At 68.0% G+C, this 13,592-nt stretch carries 15 protein-coding genes; 7 read left to right on the forward strand and 8 right to left on the reverse strand.

What is annotated here, in order from left to right; all coding sequences use genetic code 11:
- Positions 1–91 precede the first annotated feature (91 nt).
- Entirely contained in the window at positions 92–970 is an 879-nt protein-coding gene (locus ETX26_RS03180; protein ID WP_129523229.1) for an OmpA family protein, read from the forward strand.
- A gap of 148 nt (positions 971–1,118) precedes the next feature.
- Here ETX26_RS03180 and ETX26_RS03185 read toward each other — a convergent pair whose 3' ends face one another.
- On the reverse strand, positions 1,119–2,975 hold the full coding sequence (locus ETX26_RS03185; RefSeq protein WP_129523230.1) for a DUF885 domain-containing protein: 1,857 nt from the start codon (positions 2,973–2,975) through the stop codon (positions 1,119–1,121).
- 100 nt (positions 2,976–3,075) lie between these two features.
- Here ETX26_RS03185 and ETX26_RS03190 point away from each other — a divergent pair, with 100 nt between their 5' ends.
- Complete coding sequence (locus ETX26_RS03190) at positions 3,076–3,288, forward strand: hypothetical protein (RefSeq protein ID WP_129523231.1); 213 nt, start codon at positions 3,076–3,078, stop codon at positions 3,286–3,288.
- Between the two features lies 1 nt (position 3,289).
- Here ETX26_RS03190 and ETX26_RS03195 read toward each other — a convergent pair whose 3' ends face one another.
- The 3 genes from ETX26_RS03195 to ETX26_RS03205 form a co-directional block, all read right to left on the reverse strand.
- A complete protein-coding gene (locus tag ETX26_RS03195; RefSeq protein ID WP_129523232.1) occupies positions 3,290–3,967 on the reverse strand; it encodes an energy transducer TonB in 678 nt (225 codons plus the stop codon).
- Between the two features lie 156 nt (positions 3,968–4,123).
- Positions 4,124–4,594, reverse strand: coding sequence for a GFA family protein (locus ETX26_RS03200; RefSeq protein WP_129523233.1), 471 nt, complete (start codon positions 4,592–4,594; stop codon positions 4,124–4,126).
- A gap of 5 nt (positions 4,595–4,599) precedes the next feature.
- Positions 4,600–5,256, reverse strand: coding sequence for an alpha/beta hydrolase (locus ETX26_RS03205; RefSeq protein WP_129523234.1), 657 nt, complete (start codon positions 5,254–5,256; stop codon positions 4,600–4,602).
- 177 nt (positions 5,257–5,433) lie between these two features.
- Between ETX26_RS03205 and ETX26_RS03210 the strand changes: the two genes are divergently transcribed.
- From ETX26_RS03210 to ETX26_RS03220, 3 genes are read left to right on the forward strand one after another with little or no spacing between them, the layout of a single operon-like run.
- Positions 5,434–6,420, forward strand: coding sequence for a cysteine desulfurase family protein (locus ETX26_RS03210; protein WP_404825279.1), 987 nt, complete (start codon positions 5,434–5,436; stop codon positions 6,418–6,420).
- 43 nt (positions 6,421–6,463) lie between these two features.
- Positions 6,464–7,543, forward strand: coding sequence for a cysteine desulfurase family protein (locus ETX26_RS03215; protein ID WP_129523236.1), 1,080 nt, complete (start codon positions 6,464–6,466; stop codon positions 7,541–7,543).
- Between the two features lie 2 nt (positions 7,544–7,545).
- A complete protein-coding gene (locus ETX26_RS03220) occupies positions 7,546–7,875 on the forward strand; it encodes a 2Fe-2S iron-sulfur cluster-binding protein (RefSeq protein ID WP_129524121.1) in 330 nt (109 codons plus the stop codon).
- Here the strand turns inward: ETX26_RS03220 and ETX26_RS03225 are convergent.
- From ETX26_RS03225 to ETX26_RS03240, 4 genes are all read right to left on the reverse strand, one after another.
- Complete coding sequence (locus tag ETX26_RS03225) at positions 7,872–8,648, reverse strand: hydrolase 1, exosortase A system-associated (protein ID WP_129523237.1); 777 nt, start codon at positions 8,646–8,648, stop codon at positions 7,872–7,874. The genes ETX26_RS03220 and ETX26_RS03225 overlap by 4 nt on opposite strands.
- Positions 8,645–9,238: an alpha/beta hydrolase family protein gene (locus ETX26_RS03230; RefSeq protein ID WP_225425479.1), complete on the reverse strand. Its 594-nt coding sequence runs from the start codon at positions 9,236–9,238 to the stop codon at positions 8,645–8,647. The genes ETX26_RS03225 and ETX26_RS03230 overlap by 4 nt, the downstream gene beginning before the upstream one ends.
- A 95-nt stretch (positions 9,239–9,333) precedes the next feature.
- The gene (locus tag ETX26_RS03235; protein ID WP_129523239.1) at positions 9,334–9,615 is read right to left on the reverse strand and encodes a phosphopantetheine-binding protein; all 282 of its coding nucleotides are present in this window, start codon (positions 9,613–9,615) and stop codon (positions 9,334–9,336) included.
- 61 nt (positions 9,616–9,676) lie between these two features.
- Positions 9,677–10,615: a GNAT family N-acetyltransferase gene (locus tag ETX26_RS03240; RefSeq protein ID WP_129524122.1), complete on the reverse strand. Its 939-nt coding sequence runs from the start codon at positions 10,613–10,615 to the stop codon at positions 9,677–9,679.
- A gap of 74 nt (positions 10,616–10,689) precedes the next feature.
- Between ETX26_RS03240 and ETX26_RS03245 the strand changes: the two genes are divergently transcribed.
- The gene (locus ETX26_RS03245; protein ID WP_129523240.1) at positions 10,690–12,216 is read left to right on the forward strand and encodes an acyl-CoA ligase (AMP-forming), exosortase A system-associated; all 1,527 of its coding nucleotides are present in this window, start codon (positions 10,690–10,692) and stop codon (positions 12,214–12,216) included.
- Entirely contained in the window at positions 12,213–13,439 is a 1,227-nt protein-coding gene (locus ETX26_RS03250) for a pyridoxal-dependent decarboxylase, exosortase A system-associated (RefSeq protein ID WP_129523241.1), read from the forward strand. The genes ETX26_RS03245 and ETX26_RS03250 overlap by 4 nt, the downstream gene beginning before the upstream one ends.
- Positions 13,440–13,592 lie beyond the last annotated feature (153 nt).

Here is a 13,592-nt window from a genome sequence, read left to right on the forward strand (position 1 = left end):
CATGTGCAGGAAAGGTGAACCTGAACAGCCGGGGCCGTGACGTTCGGGTCCGGCCTGTGGCCGGCTGCTGAGGTTGAAGGAGTAGCATATAATGAGTGTCATTTCGAAACGACCGGGGGCTCTTTTCCTGCTTGCCGCGCTTGCCGTGCCGGCATCGGGCAGTCTGTCCGCGCAGCAGAGCCCGCCAGAGGGCGAGTTCCTGACGACCGTGTACGGCTCGCCTCCGGCCGACCTGTCGGGTCTGCCCGAAGGGCCCGAGATCGAAGGCATCATCTCCGCCCGCAGCGGGAACCGGGTGCAGATCACCAGCGCCGACGGTACCAGCACGGCCGTTACCGTCGGCGATGTCACCGAGATCAAGGCCAGGGGCGGATTCCTCGGCCTCGCCCGCGACGAGCTCGCTGCGGATTCGCTGCTCAATGGTCTGCCGGTGTCCGTCGAGACGGTGCAATGGGGCGAAGGCCTGATCGCGAGCCGGATCGATCTCAAGAACAAGGATCTCAAAACCGCGGAAATGATCCGCAGCGGCACGGCCCAGGGCTTTGCCGAACAGACCGCGGCAACCGAGGCGCTGCGCGGCCGCATGGGCGACATCGACAAGTACAACCTCAAGGGCACGACGAACGTGCACTTCGATGTCGGCAAGGCATTGCTGTCCGAACAGGCCAAGGCCGATCTCTGCGCTGCCGCGACCCAGGCCGAGGCGATGGATAACGCCCTGCTCCTGGTCGTCGGCTACACCGATTCGACCGGTAGCCAGGAGTTCAACCAGGAACTGAGCGAAAAGCGCGCCGGCCGGGTGGTCAACTATCTTCAGCAGAACTGCGGTTGGGAGCCCTACCGCATGCTTACCCCCACCGGGATGGCCGAAGCGGATCCGCTGGCAGACAACAGCACTCCCCAAGGCAAGGCACAGAACCGCCGCGTCGCGGTCAACATCCTCGTCAGCAAGAGCGTCGACGGTATATGAATCGCCCGGGGGCGGGCTGGCCCGCCCCCGCAGGTTCTCAACGGACGGTCCGAACTGCAAGGCAACGATCGCGACGGGATCGGACGTCGTGCTTCAGGTGCCCCCGCCGCGCCCACCTTTCTGTCGTCCCGGGATGTCCCGGACTTGCTCAGCCTGTCCGTGCGCCGTCGATATATCGTCCGACGTTCTTCGCCATCACGTCGAGCGGCGCGTTGCCGCCCAGGACAACCGCGTCGTTGAACGCCTTGAACTCGTAGGCATCCCCCAGCGCTTCCTGCGCGCGGATGCGCTGACGGACGATCTCGCTGTGGCCGATCTTGTAGCCGCAGGCCTGGCCGGGCCATGAGCAGTAGCGGTCGACTTCGCTCGCGACCTCGTCCGGCTTGGAACCGTTGCGCTCGACGAAGAACTGGCGACCCTGTTCGCGCGTCCAGCGCTTGTGGTGCAGGCCAGTATCGACCACCAGCCGGCAGGCGCGGAAGGCGAGGCTCTGGAGATAGCCGAGCCGACCGACCTTGAAATCGTCGTAGGCTCCCAGCTCATCGGCAAGCTGCTCGGCGTAGAGTGCCCAGCCTTCGGAGAAGGCGCTGAACGAGAGGATCGAGCGGATCAGCGGCAAGCGGTTCGAATATTCCCCTTCCCAGACATGGCCGGGGATCGTCTCGTGATAGGTGAGGTCCGCCAGGTCGTACCTGCGGTGCAGATCGGTCGTGCGCAGGTTGATCCACATGCGGCCCGGGATCGTCCCGTCCTTGCTCCCCGCGCCGCCATAGGCGCCGGGCGCGCCGGGCTCTTCGGCCGGGGGCAGGCGGCGGACTTCGAGATTGGGATCGACCAGCGTGTTGAACGCGCGCGGCATCTGCGCGGTGATCCATTCGATCCGCTCGTGGATGAAGTCCATGATCTGCTGGCGGCCCGGATCGCCCTCGGCGAACTTGTAGCGCGGGTCTTCCGCCAGGGCCCGCATCCGCTCACCCACCGAGCCGGTGGTGTAGCCGATCTCCTTGAGGATCGGGTCCATCCGGCCATGCAGCTCGTCGAGCTCGTCGAGGCCGATCTGGTGGATCTCGTCGGGCGAGAGCGTGGTCGTGGTCGCCGCCCGCAGGCCCCAGGCATACCACTCGTCGCCGCGCGGCTGCGCCCACATGCCGGCGTCGGACTTCGCCACCGTGCGTTCGGTCTTGAGCTCCTCCAGCTGGCGCTGGAGCGCTTCGGTGATCGGCCCGGTGACGATCTGCCGCGCCCGATCGCCCCAGGCGCCGACTAGCCCGGCTTCCCTCGTCCGCGTGACGAGCGAGTCGACCAGCGCGCCGCCCTGCGCGGTTTCCGCAATCGTCCGCTCCATCTGCGCGATCGCTTTGTCGAGCAGGAAATCGGGCGGTACCAGCCCCATCCCGCGCGCGTCCCTGATCCGCGCCAGTTCGCCATCGAGCGCGGCGGGCAGCGCTTCGAGCCGCGCGACATAAGCCTCGGCGTCGGCCACCGTCTTCACCGGGTGGGTCGAGTCCATGAAGCGCGGCATGTCGAGGTAGGTGCCGACGTTCTGGATCACGACGTAGGGCGAATTGCGCCAGCTCCCCACCGCGACGTCGCCGTAGGGCAGGGCAAAGCCGTCGAGCGCGGTCGAGTAGGCGCTCTCCACCACCTCGAAGCTGGTTCGAGTGTCGGCATCGAGCGAGGCGGTGTCGAATGCCCGCACCCGCGCGAGGTCGGCGCGAAGGGTCTCGGCGTAGGCTTGTTGGCCCGCGGGTGACTGGTCCTCGAGCTGCGCGCGCAGCGCGGCGTGGGCCCCGGTGTCGACGCCGAGGCTGGTCGCGCGCTCCGGCTCGTGGCGCAGCAGGTTCCAGGCGATGTCCTCCAGCAGCGCGGCGCCGTTGCCGGCGAGCGGCATCGGTGCGGATCGGGTCACGGCGTGCTGGCATCCGCCGAGCGCGAGCAGGGAGGCGCCGGCGCCGAGGCTCGCAAGTGCCTGGCGACGGGTGATTTCGGTGGTGATCTGGGTCATGCCGCAATGTCTGACGCGCGCTCGCGCGGCTGTCAAACCGGCTGGCGGCCGGCGTGCGATGCGGTTAGGCGAGCGGCGTTAGCGGAGGAGTATCGAGCGAATGATGGGTACGGTGCTGTCGATCGTCATGCTGGCGGGCCTGCTGCTGCTTGCCGGCGCGTTCGCGCTCTGGCGCCGCGGCGGCTCGCGCAAGCAGGTGCTGCTGATGGTGCTGCTGGCGGTGATCTGCTTCGTCAACGTCGCGATCTGGACGGTGCCCGATGCGGGAGGCGAGGCCCCGCTCGACCGGGTCGAGCAGGGCCGGGCCGATTAGATCAGTCCGGCAGCTGCCAGGACACCGCGCTGGACCAGGTCGCCGAAGTCTTCGCCCCGGTGCCGTCGAGGCCGGCCTCGAACCGCGCACGGCGCGTGACGAGGTCGCAGGTGGCACCGTCGAGTTCGGAATGCCCGCTCGAGCCGGTGATCGTGCAGCTCTTCGCCCGCCCGTCCGTGCCGACCTCGACCCGGAAACGGGCGACGCCGGTGAACTCGCGGTTGATCCAGCTACTGCGGTAATCTGCCGTGGTCACCCACTGCCCCGGATCGTTGCGCGGACGGGGTGCGACCGGATCGAATGCCGGGGTCGCCTGGGCGGCGGGGGTGACCTCCGGTTTGGGGAACAGGTCCGTGGTCACGTCCGGAATTGGGGGTAGCGGAACGTCGCGCACTTCGATCGGCGGCATTTCGGTGGTCAGGTCCAGCGGCTTCGGCGGGACGTGGACGTAGGTTTGCGGGGTCGACGTGCTTTCCGGCGTGACCTCGGGTGTCGGTGGGGGCGGGGGTTCGACCGGCACTTTCACGATCGTCTCGCCGGTCAGCCTCGGCACATCCTCGATCATTCCGGTGACCTGCAGCCCCACCAGCAGGGCATAGGCGGCTGCGCCGTGAACCACGATAACGCCGGCGATGGACTTTGCCCGGTCCCGCGGCGTGCGCGTATCGATATAGGCCATGTCGTTCTCCTCTCCTCGATGCGCCTCCGAGGATCGGAGACACTCCCCTCCACCGAGAAGAATGATACAACGTAACTTTAGTTTCGACCAAGCGTTTTCACGTTGCTGAGCGCAACCGGATTCTGGATGAGACAGGGGAGAACGCCGCGAAGGCGGTCAGTCGTGGTCGGGGTGCTGCCGGCTGGTACGCCGTATTGCGGCGGCCCATTCAGCGTTGTCGCCCGCCTCGGTCTCGCCCTCGTCATGGAGCGAGGGGAGCTTGTCGAACCACGGCATGCGTGCCTCGGTGCCCATCTGCGATTGCGGGGCGAAGGCCGCGGGATCGTCGAGCGAGCCGATCGTCAGGTTCGTGCGCCCGTTTGCATGTGCATGGTAGAACAGCGGCGTGCCGCACTGTGCACAGAACCCGCGCTCGACCCCGGCGCTGCTCTCGAAGGTGGCAGGCGTGCTGCGCGTCCATTCGAGGGCGTCGTCCGGCGCGGCGACGAGCGCGGCGAACAGATTGCCGGTTGCCTTCTGGCACATGCGGCAGTGGCACAGGTGCGCGTTGTCGAGCATCGCCGAGGCGCGGTAGCGCACCGCGCCGCACTGGCAGCCGCCCGTCGCCGTGATCGGGAGCCGCCGCATGGGGTTCACTTGATCGGGCAGGCCGGATCCAGCCGGAAGTCGAGATAGTTGTCGACCGACCCCATCAGTTCCTCGATCTCGTTCTCGAAGAAGTGATTCGCGCGCGGGATTTCCTCGTGATGGATCGTGATGTGCTTCTGCGTGCGCAGCTTCTCGACCAGCTTGGTCACCGCGCCGGGCTGCACCACCGTGTCCGAGGCACCCTGGATGAAGATGCCGCTCGCCGGGCAGGGAGCGAGGAAGCTGAAATCGTACATGTTGGCCGGCGGCGCGATGGAGATGAAGCCGCGGATCTCCGGCCTGCGCATGAGAAGCTGCATGCCGATCAGCGCGCCGAAGCTGACCCCTGCGACCCAGGTGGTCTGCGCCTCCTGGTGGATCGACTGAACCCAGTCGAGCGCGGCAGCGGCGTCAGAGAGCTCGCCCACGCCGTTGTCGAAACTGCCCTGGCTCCGCCCGACCCCGCGGAAGTTGAAGCGCAGCACGGCGAAGCCGCGGTCCACGAAAGTCTTGTAAAGCCGCTGCGTGATGCGCTCGTTCATCGTGCCGCCGCCCTGGGGATGCGGGTGGAGGATCATCGCGACCGGCGCGCGCGGACGCGGCGGAGGGGAGAAACGGCCTTCGAGGCGGCCTTCGGGGCCGGGAAAGATCACTGAGGGCATTGGGGAATCCTGCCGGAGATGTGGGTTCCGCGGCGGACCGGGTGGCGCGCGCGAAGTCGCGGGGTATATAGTGCCGCGCCCCGGAATCGCAATTCTTTCGAGCACGTCGCCATTTCCAAGCGGATCTATCTCGACCACGCCGCCACGACGCCGCTGCGCCCCGAAGCGCAGGCGGCGATGGAGGAAGGCTTTGCCGTATGGGCCAACCCCTCCAGTCCGCACGCCGAAGGGCGCAAGGCCAAGGCCGCGCTGGAAGACGCCCGGGCGCGGGTCAAGGCGGCGCTTGGCTGGCAAGGGGAGGTCATCTTCACCTCGGGCGCGAGCGAGGCGCTGGCAATTGCGCTGAGCCGCGCCAAGGCGGATCGGCCGATCGTCTCGGCGGTCGAGCACGATGCCGTGTTCCGCGCGGCACGCCATGCGGAGGTTCTGCCCTTGGTCGAGGGCGAAGCGGATCGCGACGCCCTCGATGCCGCGCTGGCGCTGCCTGGCCGCCCGATCGTGGCTGTGCAGCAGGTCAATCCGGAAACGGGCACGCTGGTTCTGCCGGAGGACGGCGGTGCGCTGCGAAGCCGCGTGCACGAGGCCGGTGGACTGCTGCTTTCGGATTGTTCGCAGTCGGCGGGCAAGCTCGCGCTGCCGGATGCCGACATGGCCGTTGTTTCCGCTCACAAGCTGGGCGGGCCCATCGGCATCGGAGCGCTGCTGGTGCGCGATTTCGCCATGCTGGAACCGGTGGGGGGTCACGAACGCGGTTATCGCGCCGGGACCGAGAACCTGCCTGCCATCCTCGGATTTGCCGCCGCGCTGGAGACGGGTGGACTGGACGGCTGGACGACGACCGGGGCGCAGCGGCACTCGTTTGCTGCCACGCTGGCTGATCGGCGCGTCACGCCCGGCGCAGGGCAATGCGCGCACATCCTCGCTCTCACGCATCCCACCCTCAGTGCGCAGGCGCTGCTGATCCGGCTCGACGCGATGGGATTCGCGGTTTCCGCGGGGAGCGCCTGCTCGTCGGGCACCCTCAAGCGCAGCCGCGTGCTTGAGGCTTTCGGAGTGGACGAAGGCTCTGCCGCCCGCACGATCCGCATCAGCCTCGGCTGGAGCACCACTGCGGGGGAACTCGACCGGTTTGCCGACGCATGGGCGGGGTTGGCGAGCGCATGATGGCGGGATGACGGAAGGCGCGATTGATGCCAAAGGGCGCCGCATGATCTATCTCGATTACCAGGCTACCACCCCGCTCGCACCGGAAGCACGCGAGGCGATGCTGCGGTGGCTCGATGGCCCCGAGAGCACCGCATTCGGCAACCCACACAGTCCGCACCGCATGGGACGGCAAGCGGCGGCGGCGGTCGAGCTGGCGCGCGAGCGGGTCGCGGCGCTGCTCCCGCCGGGGGGGCGGGTGATCTTCACCGGCAATGCCTGCGAGGCCGCCAATCTCGCGATGCGCGGATCGGCGGGCGGCCGGAAGGCGGGCATCGCCTACTCCGCCATCGAGCATGCGGCGGTGCGCGACACCGCGATGGCGCTTGGCAACGCGGTCGAGATCCCGGTCGACGGCGAAGGACTGACTGATCCCGCGGCCGAGCTGCCCGGCGACACCGGCCTGGTCGCGGTCATGGCGGTCAACAACGAGATCGGGACCGTGCAGCCCGTCGCCGACTGGTACCGCCGTGCGCAGGAAAGCGGTGCGCTGTTCCTGTGCGACGCGGTCCAGGCCTGCGGAAAGCGTGCAATCGCCGGCGCCGACATGATCGCGATCAGCGCGCACAAGATGCACGGGCCCAAGGGCATCGGCGCGCTGTGGGTGCGCGACGGAGTGGAGCTCGATCCGCAGGTCACCGGTGGCCTCCAGGAGGGACTGCGATCAGGAACCCTGAGCCCCGCGCTCTGCGCCGGCTTCGGAGCGGCCGCGCAGCTCGCGACGGAGCGTATGGCCGAGGACGCCGCGCATATCGAGACGCTCTGGCACCGCGCGCGCGAACTGTTCGCTGACTGGATCCTCAACGGCAGCGCCGAGGCGCGCTGGCACGGCAATCTCAACATCCGTCGGGACGGGCTCGACGTCGCCCGGCTGATGAGCGAGTGCCGCGAGGTCATGTTCTCCGCCGGCTCGGCCTGCGCCAGCGGTTCGGGCAAGCCGAGCCACGTGCTGCGCGCGATCGGCCTCAGCGACGCGCAGGCGAAAAACTCGATCCGCCTCGGTTTCGGCCGCTACACCACGATCGCCGAGATCGAGGAGGCCGCCGGTCTCATCAACGCCGCGGCGGAGGCGCAGGGCGCGTGAGCGTGCGCGTCCGCTTCGTCACGCCGCGGGGCCGCGTGGTAGAGGCCGAGGGCGAGGCGGGCACCCCGCTGCTGGACGTGGCGCAGGCGGCGGGAATGCCGCTGGAGGGGACGTGCGAAGGGCAGATGGCCTGCTCGACCTGCCATGTCATCGTTGCCGCCGAGTGGTTCGCCCGCTTGCCCGACGCGAGTGAGGACGAAGAGGACATGCTCGATCTCGCGGCCGGAGTTCAGCGTACGAGCCGGCTCTCGTGCCAGATCGTGCTTTCCGATGAGCTTGACGGTCTGGAAGTGCGCGTTCCGGCGGAGAGCCGGGACATGAGCGTGATTTAGGCGCGCAACGCCGCGAGCAACTGCTGGTAAAGCCACTCGCGCGCGTGGGGCTCGGCATAGGCGTGCGTCGCGCCCTTGCAGTAGGTTACGCGCTCGTCGGCCGAGTCCCAGGTGGACGCGAAAGCCTGCGCGGTCCGGTCCGCGTCGGCCAGCAGGATTCGTACCAGCCCGTCGAACGTCTCTAGTCCGGCCTTCATCTCCTGCGCCAGAGAGCTGGGGCCGGACTTCGGCAGCGCTGCCTTTGCAATCCCGCGCGCGAGCTTGCCAAGATCGACCTTGCCTGTGACGAGTCGCGCCAGTTCTTTCGGGTTCTTCAGCTTCTCGGCATAGCGAGCGCGCACTGCCTCGGGCGGGGGTATGGCATCGTCGTCGCCCTCGATCGTCCACGGATTCGACAGCACCAGCGCATCGCATCCCGCACCCTTCGCGAGCATCAGCGCACTCGCGGCATCGCAATTGCCGAAGCCGACCACGCGGTTCATCTGCGGTGCCATCGCCCGGAAGGCGTCGAGCGCGGCGACGATGTCCTTGCGGCTCTTGCGAAAGCCGCGGTTCTCGCCCCCGCTATCACCGACGCCGCGGCGGTCGAAGCGGAACACGGGAAAACCGGCCTTCTGGATGCGCGTGGCAAGCTGCGCTTGGCCGGAGAACGCGCCTGCGCGGATCTCGTTGCCACCGCTGACGATCAGCAGGCCGACCGACGCGGGCGCTGTGTCGAGCGTGCCGGCGAGTGTCGAATCCTCGCACGCGAACGTGAGCGGCAGGCGCTTCATGCCGAGGTGAGTCCGGCCGTAATCGAGAGGGCCAACGCATCGGCCTGTTCGGGCGATTCGTCCGACTCGGCGCGCAGCCACAGACCACTTCCGCCGATCGCTCCCTGATCGATCTCGATCTGGGCGGAGTCCGGCTGCGGCGCCGTGTTCTCGAGCTGCGCGAACAGGTCGGGGCCGAGCGTCCAGCCGGCCAGCTCCACGCCTTCGCTGCGGCCGGTCTGCTGGAGGGCTTCGATGGTCTCCTCGCGGCCGGCCTCGCGCGCGGCGATCGTGCGGGCGCGCAGCATGGCGCGCAGCACCTGCCGGCCTGCGACCGGAGCGTAGTTCCAGCCGAGCATCTCCGGGGGCGCGGTCAGCACTCCGCCACGCAGGGTAAGGACATGGGTCGCGGCGAAGTGCTCGGCCGCGGCCTTCGCGCATTGGCGCCAGTGATCGAGCGACTGCGCCTGGAGCGGCTGGCGGCTCTCGTTGCAGCCGGGCAGGTCTGGGAGGACCGAGTCGATCCCGGCTCCATCGAGTCGCTGCATGACTTCGGCGGTCAGCCGCCGCAGCTTGTTTGCCTCGTCGAACAGCGCGGGCAGCACGAGCACGCGCGCGGAGCGCTTGCCGCCGAAGGTGAGCGCGATTTCCTCGTGCGTGCCGCCCCCGATGGTCGGGCACGGCCAGGTCCTGAAAGCCCGTTCCGTCAGTTTTCTACGACTTTCGCCTCGGCGAAGGCGAGCAGCCCGCCGTAGGTCTCCAGCATCTCGCCATCGACGTCGTCATCCTCGATGATGATGTCTAGACGGTCCTCCATCTCGGTCAGAAGGCCGGCGACGGCCATCGAGTCGAGCTCGGGCAGGTGGCCGAACAGGCCGGTGCTGTCATCGAAGCGCTCGACCCGTTCCGCATCGAGACCGAGCACGTCGCGCAGGATCGCGCGCAATTTCGTGTCGATATCGCTGCGGCTTGGCGCAAGTTCGGTCATGTTCGGGCTCGTCCCCTGAAATTTGGCCCTGCAGTTCGGCCCTGCAATTCGGCGCGCCGCCTTAGCCCCGCCCGGTAGCGGGTGCAAGGCGGCGAGCGAAGCGCTTGGCCAGCGCTGGCCAGGCACGCGGCTGCATCGGGTCGAGGCAGTCGAGCCGGAAGCGTGGGCGGACGATCTCCATCCAGTCTGCCTTGTAGCCGTCGTTGCCGGTCCCGAAATCGACCAGTGCGACGCCATCGCGGTCGATCACGTGTTCGAACAGGGCAGCGGTCAATGTGGTGCCGGCCGACAGTTCCCTGCGGCTTTCGAGATGGGCGAGCTTGTGGATGTAGGCGGTGCCGTTCTCGACCGTCCAGAACTGCGCGGCGACCGGCTCCCCTTCATGCCGCGCGACGGCGAGGCGGATGCGGCCCGCTTCTCCCTCTGCCTCGGCAAAACGGCGAAGCAGATCGGGCGTGCCCTCCTCGGGCTTCCAGCTTTCCGCGTAGATCGCCTCGTAGGCCTCCCAGTCGGCCGCGTCGAAACGCTCGCGTATCGTGACCTCGACCTTCTTTGCCTTGCGCTTGAGCGTCGTCCGCATCCGGCCCGGTCGCGATGCCCAATATTCGGCGAAGGTGCGTCCGTTCACCTCGAGCACGTGATTGTGGTCGCACTGCTCGCGCGTGACCAGCCAACCTGCTTCGCGGAACGCCCGTTCGAGCCGGGTGGCGGAGCCGTCCTCGTCCGGCACCGGCCATAGCGTGACGCGGTGCGCCTGCCGTCTGAGATCGCGCGCGAGGCCCGCAAGCAGTCGCTCCGCCCGCGACCCCTCCGGCGCGAGCTGGCGCCAGGTGAAGCTGTACCAGTTGCGCAGCGGTTCGAGCCGGCCGTTGGTGCGGGTGAGCGCCAGCGCGGCTTTCGCCTCGCTGTCTTCTGCCAGCGCGATGAAGGGGCGGATCCCGCTCTCGGCCAGCAAAGCGAACCACTCGGGCCGCTCGAAGGGCGAAGGCGCCCGTTCCATCGTCCCTTGCAAGACGTTAACCTCAGGGTGATAGCTGGCGGCGATCACTTCCTATGCGTTCCTCGAAAGCTCAGATGTCTCTCGCACCAGATCCAGTTCCCCGGCCGCTCGACCATCTCGCCGAACGTGGCGAGCCGGATGCACCCGCGCTGGTGCTGCGCGAGCGCACGCTTAGCCACAAGGACTTAAGAACCCGTGTCGCTCGCATGGCGGCCTGGTTGCGGGACCAGGTGCCCGGGCGCGGCGAACGCGTAGCGAGTTGGGCAGCCAAGGGCGAACTGACCTGCCTCCTGCCGCTGGCCTGCGCCCGCGCCGGATTGGTCCACGTGCCGGTCAACCCGCTGCTCAAGCGCGCACAAGTCGCGCATATTCTCGCCGACAGCGGCGCGCGCCTGCTGCTCGCGACCGAGGCACGGCTGAAAACGCTGGAGCAGGGCGACCTGCTCGAGCAATGCCGAGCCCTGGCGGAGGACGACGCCCTCGCGGCGATCGATGGGTTCGGCGGTTCGCTCGCACCCTCCGACGCCAATCCGGACGAGCTTGCCGCCATCCTCTACACCAGCGGTTCGACCGGCCGCCCCAAGGGCGTGATGCTGAGCCACGCGAACATGTGGCTCGGGGCGGTCAGCGTGTCGCATTACCTCGGGATCGAGAGCGACGACGTGACGCTCGCAGTCCTTCCCCTGTCGTTCGACTACGGGCAGAACCAGCTCCTCAACAGCTGGTACGCGGGGGCCTGCGTGGTTCCGCTCGACTATCTCTTCCCGCGCGACGTCGCTAAGGCGTGCGCCCGGCATGGCGTCACGACGCTCGCCGCGGTGCCCCCGCTGTGGGTGCAACTGACCGATCTCGACTGGCCCGAAGAAGCCGTGGCGCCTCTTCGCCGCCTGACCAACACCGGCGGTGCGCTGACCGTCGATCTCGTGCGAGATATGCGCCGTATCTTCCCGCAGGCCCGGCTTTTTCCCATGTACGGACTGACCGAGGCCTTCCGCTCGACTTACCTCGATCCGGCGCTGGTCGACACCCACCCGACCTCGATGGGCCGTGCGATTCCCTTCGCCGAAATCCTGGTGGTGGGCGACGACGGCAAAGTCACCCAGACCGGCGAGGAGGGCGAGCTGGTGCATTGCGGCCCCCTTGTCGCGCAAGGCTACTGGCAGGACGCCGAGCGGACCGCGGAGCGGTTCAAGCCCGCTCCGGCGGAGTCCGAGTATGGCGGTACGGCCGTGTGGTCGGGCGATCGTGTCCGGCGCGATGCGGAGGGGCTGCTCTATTTCGTCGGCCGGCGCGACGCGATGATCAAGAGCGCTGGCAACCGGATCAGCCCGCAGGAGATCGAGGACGCGGCGATCGCAACTGGATTGGTGGCCGAAGCGGTCGCGCTCGGCGTACCCGACGAACGGCTGGGGCAGGCGGTGCATCTCGTGGTTCGCGCGGCGGCCGGGGCCAAGGACGCCGAAGAACGTCTCCCCAAGGCGCTGGCGAAGGATCTGCCGAATTTCATGCACCCGAAGATCATCCACTGGCGTGAGACGTTGCCGATCAATCCGAACGGCAAACTGGATCGCACGGGCATTGCGCGGGGGATCGTCGGATGAAGCCGCTCGGCCCCATTCCCGCCGGTTTCACCGCACTCGACGGCGAACTCGCCATTGGCGGGCGCAAGGCGACCGACCTGGCCGTGGAGGCAGGGCCTACGCCGCTGTTCGTCTATTCGCGCGCCATGCTGCGCAGCCGGGTGGCAGCGCTGCGAGCGGCCATGCCCGCACGGCTGGGGATCAACTACGCGATCAAGGCCAACCCTTACGCGCCCGTGCTCGAATTCATGGCCGGACTGGTCGACGGTTTCGATGTCGCGTCCGCAGGGGAACTCGCGAAGTTAGGCGAGGTGGGAATCGATCCGGCGCGGGTGAGCTTCGCCGGCCCCGGAAAGCGGGATGAAGAGCTCGAATCCGCAATTTCAGCCGGTTGCACGATCAACCTCGAGTCGGAGGGAGAAGCGCGGCGTGCGCTTGCGATAGCTGAGAGGCTCGGAGTTCAGCCCCGTCTGGCGATCCGCGTGAACCCCTCGTTCGAACTGCGCGGCTCGGGCATGAAGATGGGGGGCGGCGCCAAGCAGTTCGGAATCGACGAGGAGCGCGTGCCCGCGCTTGCGCGTGAGATCATTGCCGCGGGCGCGGAATGGCGCGGGCTGCACATCTTCACCGGGAGCCAGGCGCTCGACGCGGAAGCGATCATCGAGACTCAGGCCAACGTGCTCGCGCTGGCGGACCGCCTGGCGGGCGAGATCGGCACGATCTTACCCAAGCTCAACATGGGCGGAGGCTTCGGCATTCCGTACTTCAACGGTGACACGCCACTCGACATCGGCGCGGTCGGCGCGGCGCTGGCGGAGCGTTTCGCGGGGCTGCCCGAGCGTCTTTCCGCGACCGAACTGTGCATCGAACTCGGCCGCTATCTCGTCGGCGAGGCGGGGGTCTATCTGACACGCGTGATCGATCGCAAGGTCAGCCACGGCCAGACGTTCCTCATCACCGACGGCGGGCTGCACCATCAGCTCGCGGCATCCGGCAATTTCGGTACCGTCGTCCGCCGCAACTATCCGCTGGCGATCGCCACCCGCTTCGATGCCGCGCCGGAGGAAGAGGTCAACGTCGTCGGATGCCTCTGCACGCCGCTAGACCGGCTCGCCGACCAGGCATATCTGCCCCATGCCGACGTTGGCGATCTCGTCGCGGTCTTCTGCGCCGGAGCCTACGGCGCGACCGCATCGCCGGCCGAATTCCTTGGCCACGGTCCCGCGCGCCAGATCCTCGCTTAACCTTTTCGCCCCGATTGTCCCGGATCGGGACCGCCCTCCAGAAGGCGGAGAGAGCTAACAGTATGTTCACCCTTTTTCGCGAGGAAGCACGCCTTGAACCGCGGGTGCGGAATGGGGGCGCCTCCCTTTTCGCATGCCGCGCCCGCAAGACAG

The sequence above is a fragment of the Pelagerythrobacter rhizovicinus genome, assembly GCF_004135625.1.
In the GTDB taxonomy this organism is placed as follows: domain Bacteria; phylum Pseudomonadota; class Alphaproteobacteria; order Sphingomonadales; family Sphingomonadaceae; genus Pelagerythrobacter; species Pelagerythrobacter rhizovicinus.

Coding starts and splice junctions, on each gene's coding strand:
- ETX26_RS03180 (WP_129523229.1), top strand. CDS start 92: ATGAGTGTCATTTCGAAACGACCGGGGGCTCTTTTCCTGCTTGCCGCG.
- ETX26_RS03185 (WP_129523230.1), bottom strand. CDS start 2,975: ATGACCCAGATCACCACCGAAATCACCCGTCGCCAGGCACTTGCGAGC.
- ETX26_RS03190 (WP_129523231.1), top strand. CDS start 3,076: ATGATGGGTACGGTGCTGTCGATCGTCATGCTGGCGGGCCTGCTGCTG.
- ETX26_RS03195 (WP_129523232.1), bottom strand. CDS start 3,967: ATGGCCTATATCGATACGCGCACGCCGCGGGACCGGGCAAAGTCCATC.
- ETX26_RS03200 (WP_129523233.1), bottom strand. CDS start 4,594: ATGCGGCGGCTCCCGATCACGGCGACGGGCGGCTGCCAGTGCGGCGCG.
- ETX26_RS03205 (WP_129523234.1), bottom strand. CDS start 5,256: ATGCCCTCAGTGATCTTTCCCGGCCCCGAAGGCCGCCTCGAAGGCCGT.
- ETX26_RS03210 (WP_404825279.1), top strand. CDS start 5,434: ATGGAGGAAGGCTTTGCCGTATGGGCCAACCCCTCCAGTCCGCACGCC.
- ETX26_RS03215 (WP_129523236.1), top strand. CDS start 6,464: ATGATCTATCTCGATTACCAGGCTACCACCCCGCTCGCACCGGAAGCA.
- ETX26_RS03225 (WP_129523237.1), bottom strand. CDS start 8,648: ATGAAGCGCCTGCCGCTCACGTTCGCGTGCGAGGATTCGACACTCGCC.
- ETX26_RS03235 (WP_129523239.1), bottom strand. CDS start 9,615: ATGACCGAACTTGCGCCAAGCCGCAGCGATATCGACACGAAATTGCGC.
- ETX26_RS03240 (WP_129524122.1), bottom strand. CDS start 10,615: ATGGAACGGGCGCCTTCGCCCTTCGAGCGGCCCGAGTGGTTCGCTTTG.
- ETX26_RS03245 (WP_129523240.1), top strand. CDS start 10,690: ATGTCTCTCGCACCAGATCCAGTTCCCCGGCCGCTCGACCATCTCGCC.
- ETX26_RS03250 (WP_129523241.1), top strand. CDS start 12,213: ATGAAGCCGCTCGGCCCCATTCCCGCCGGTTTCACCGCACTCGACGGC.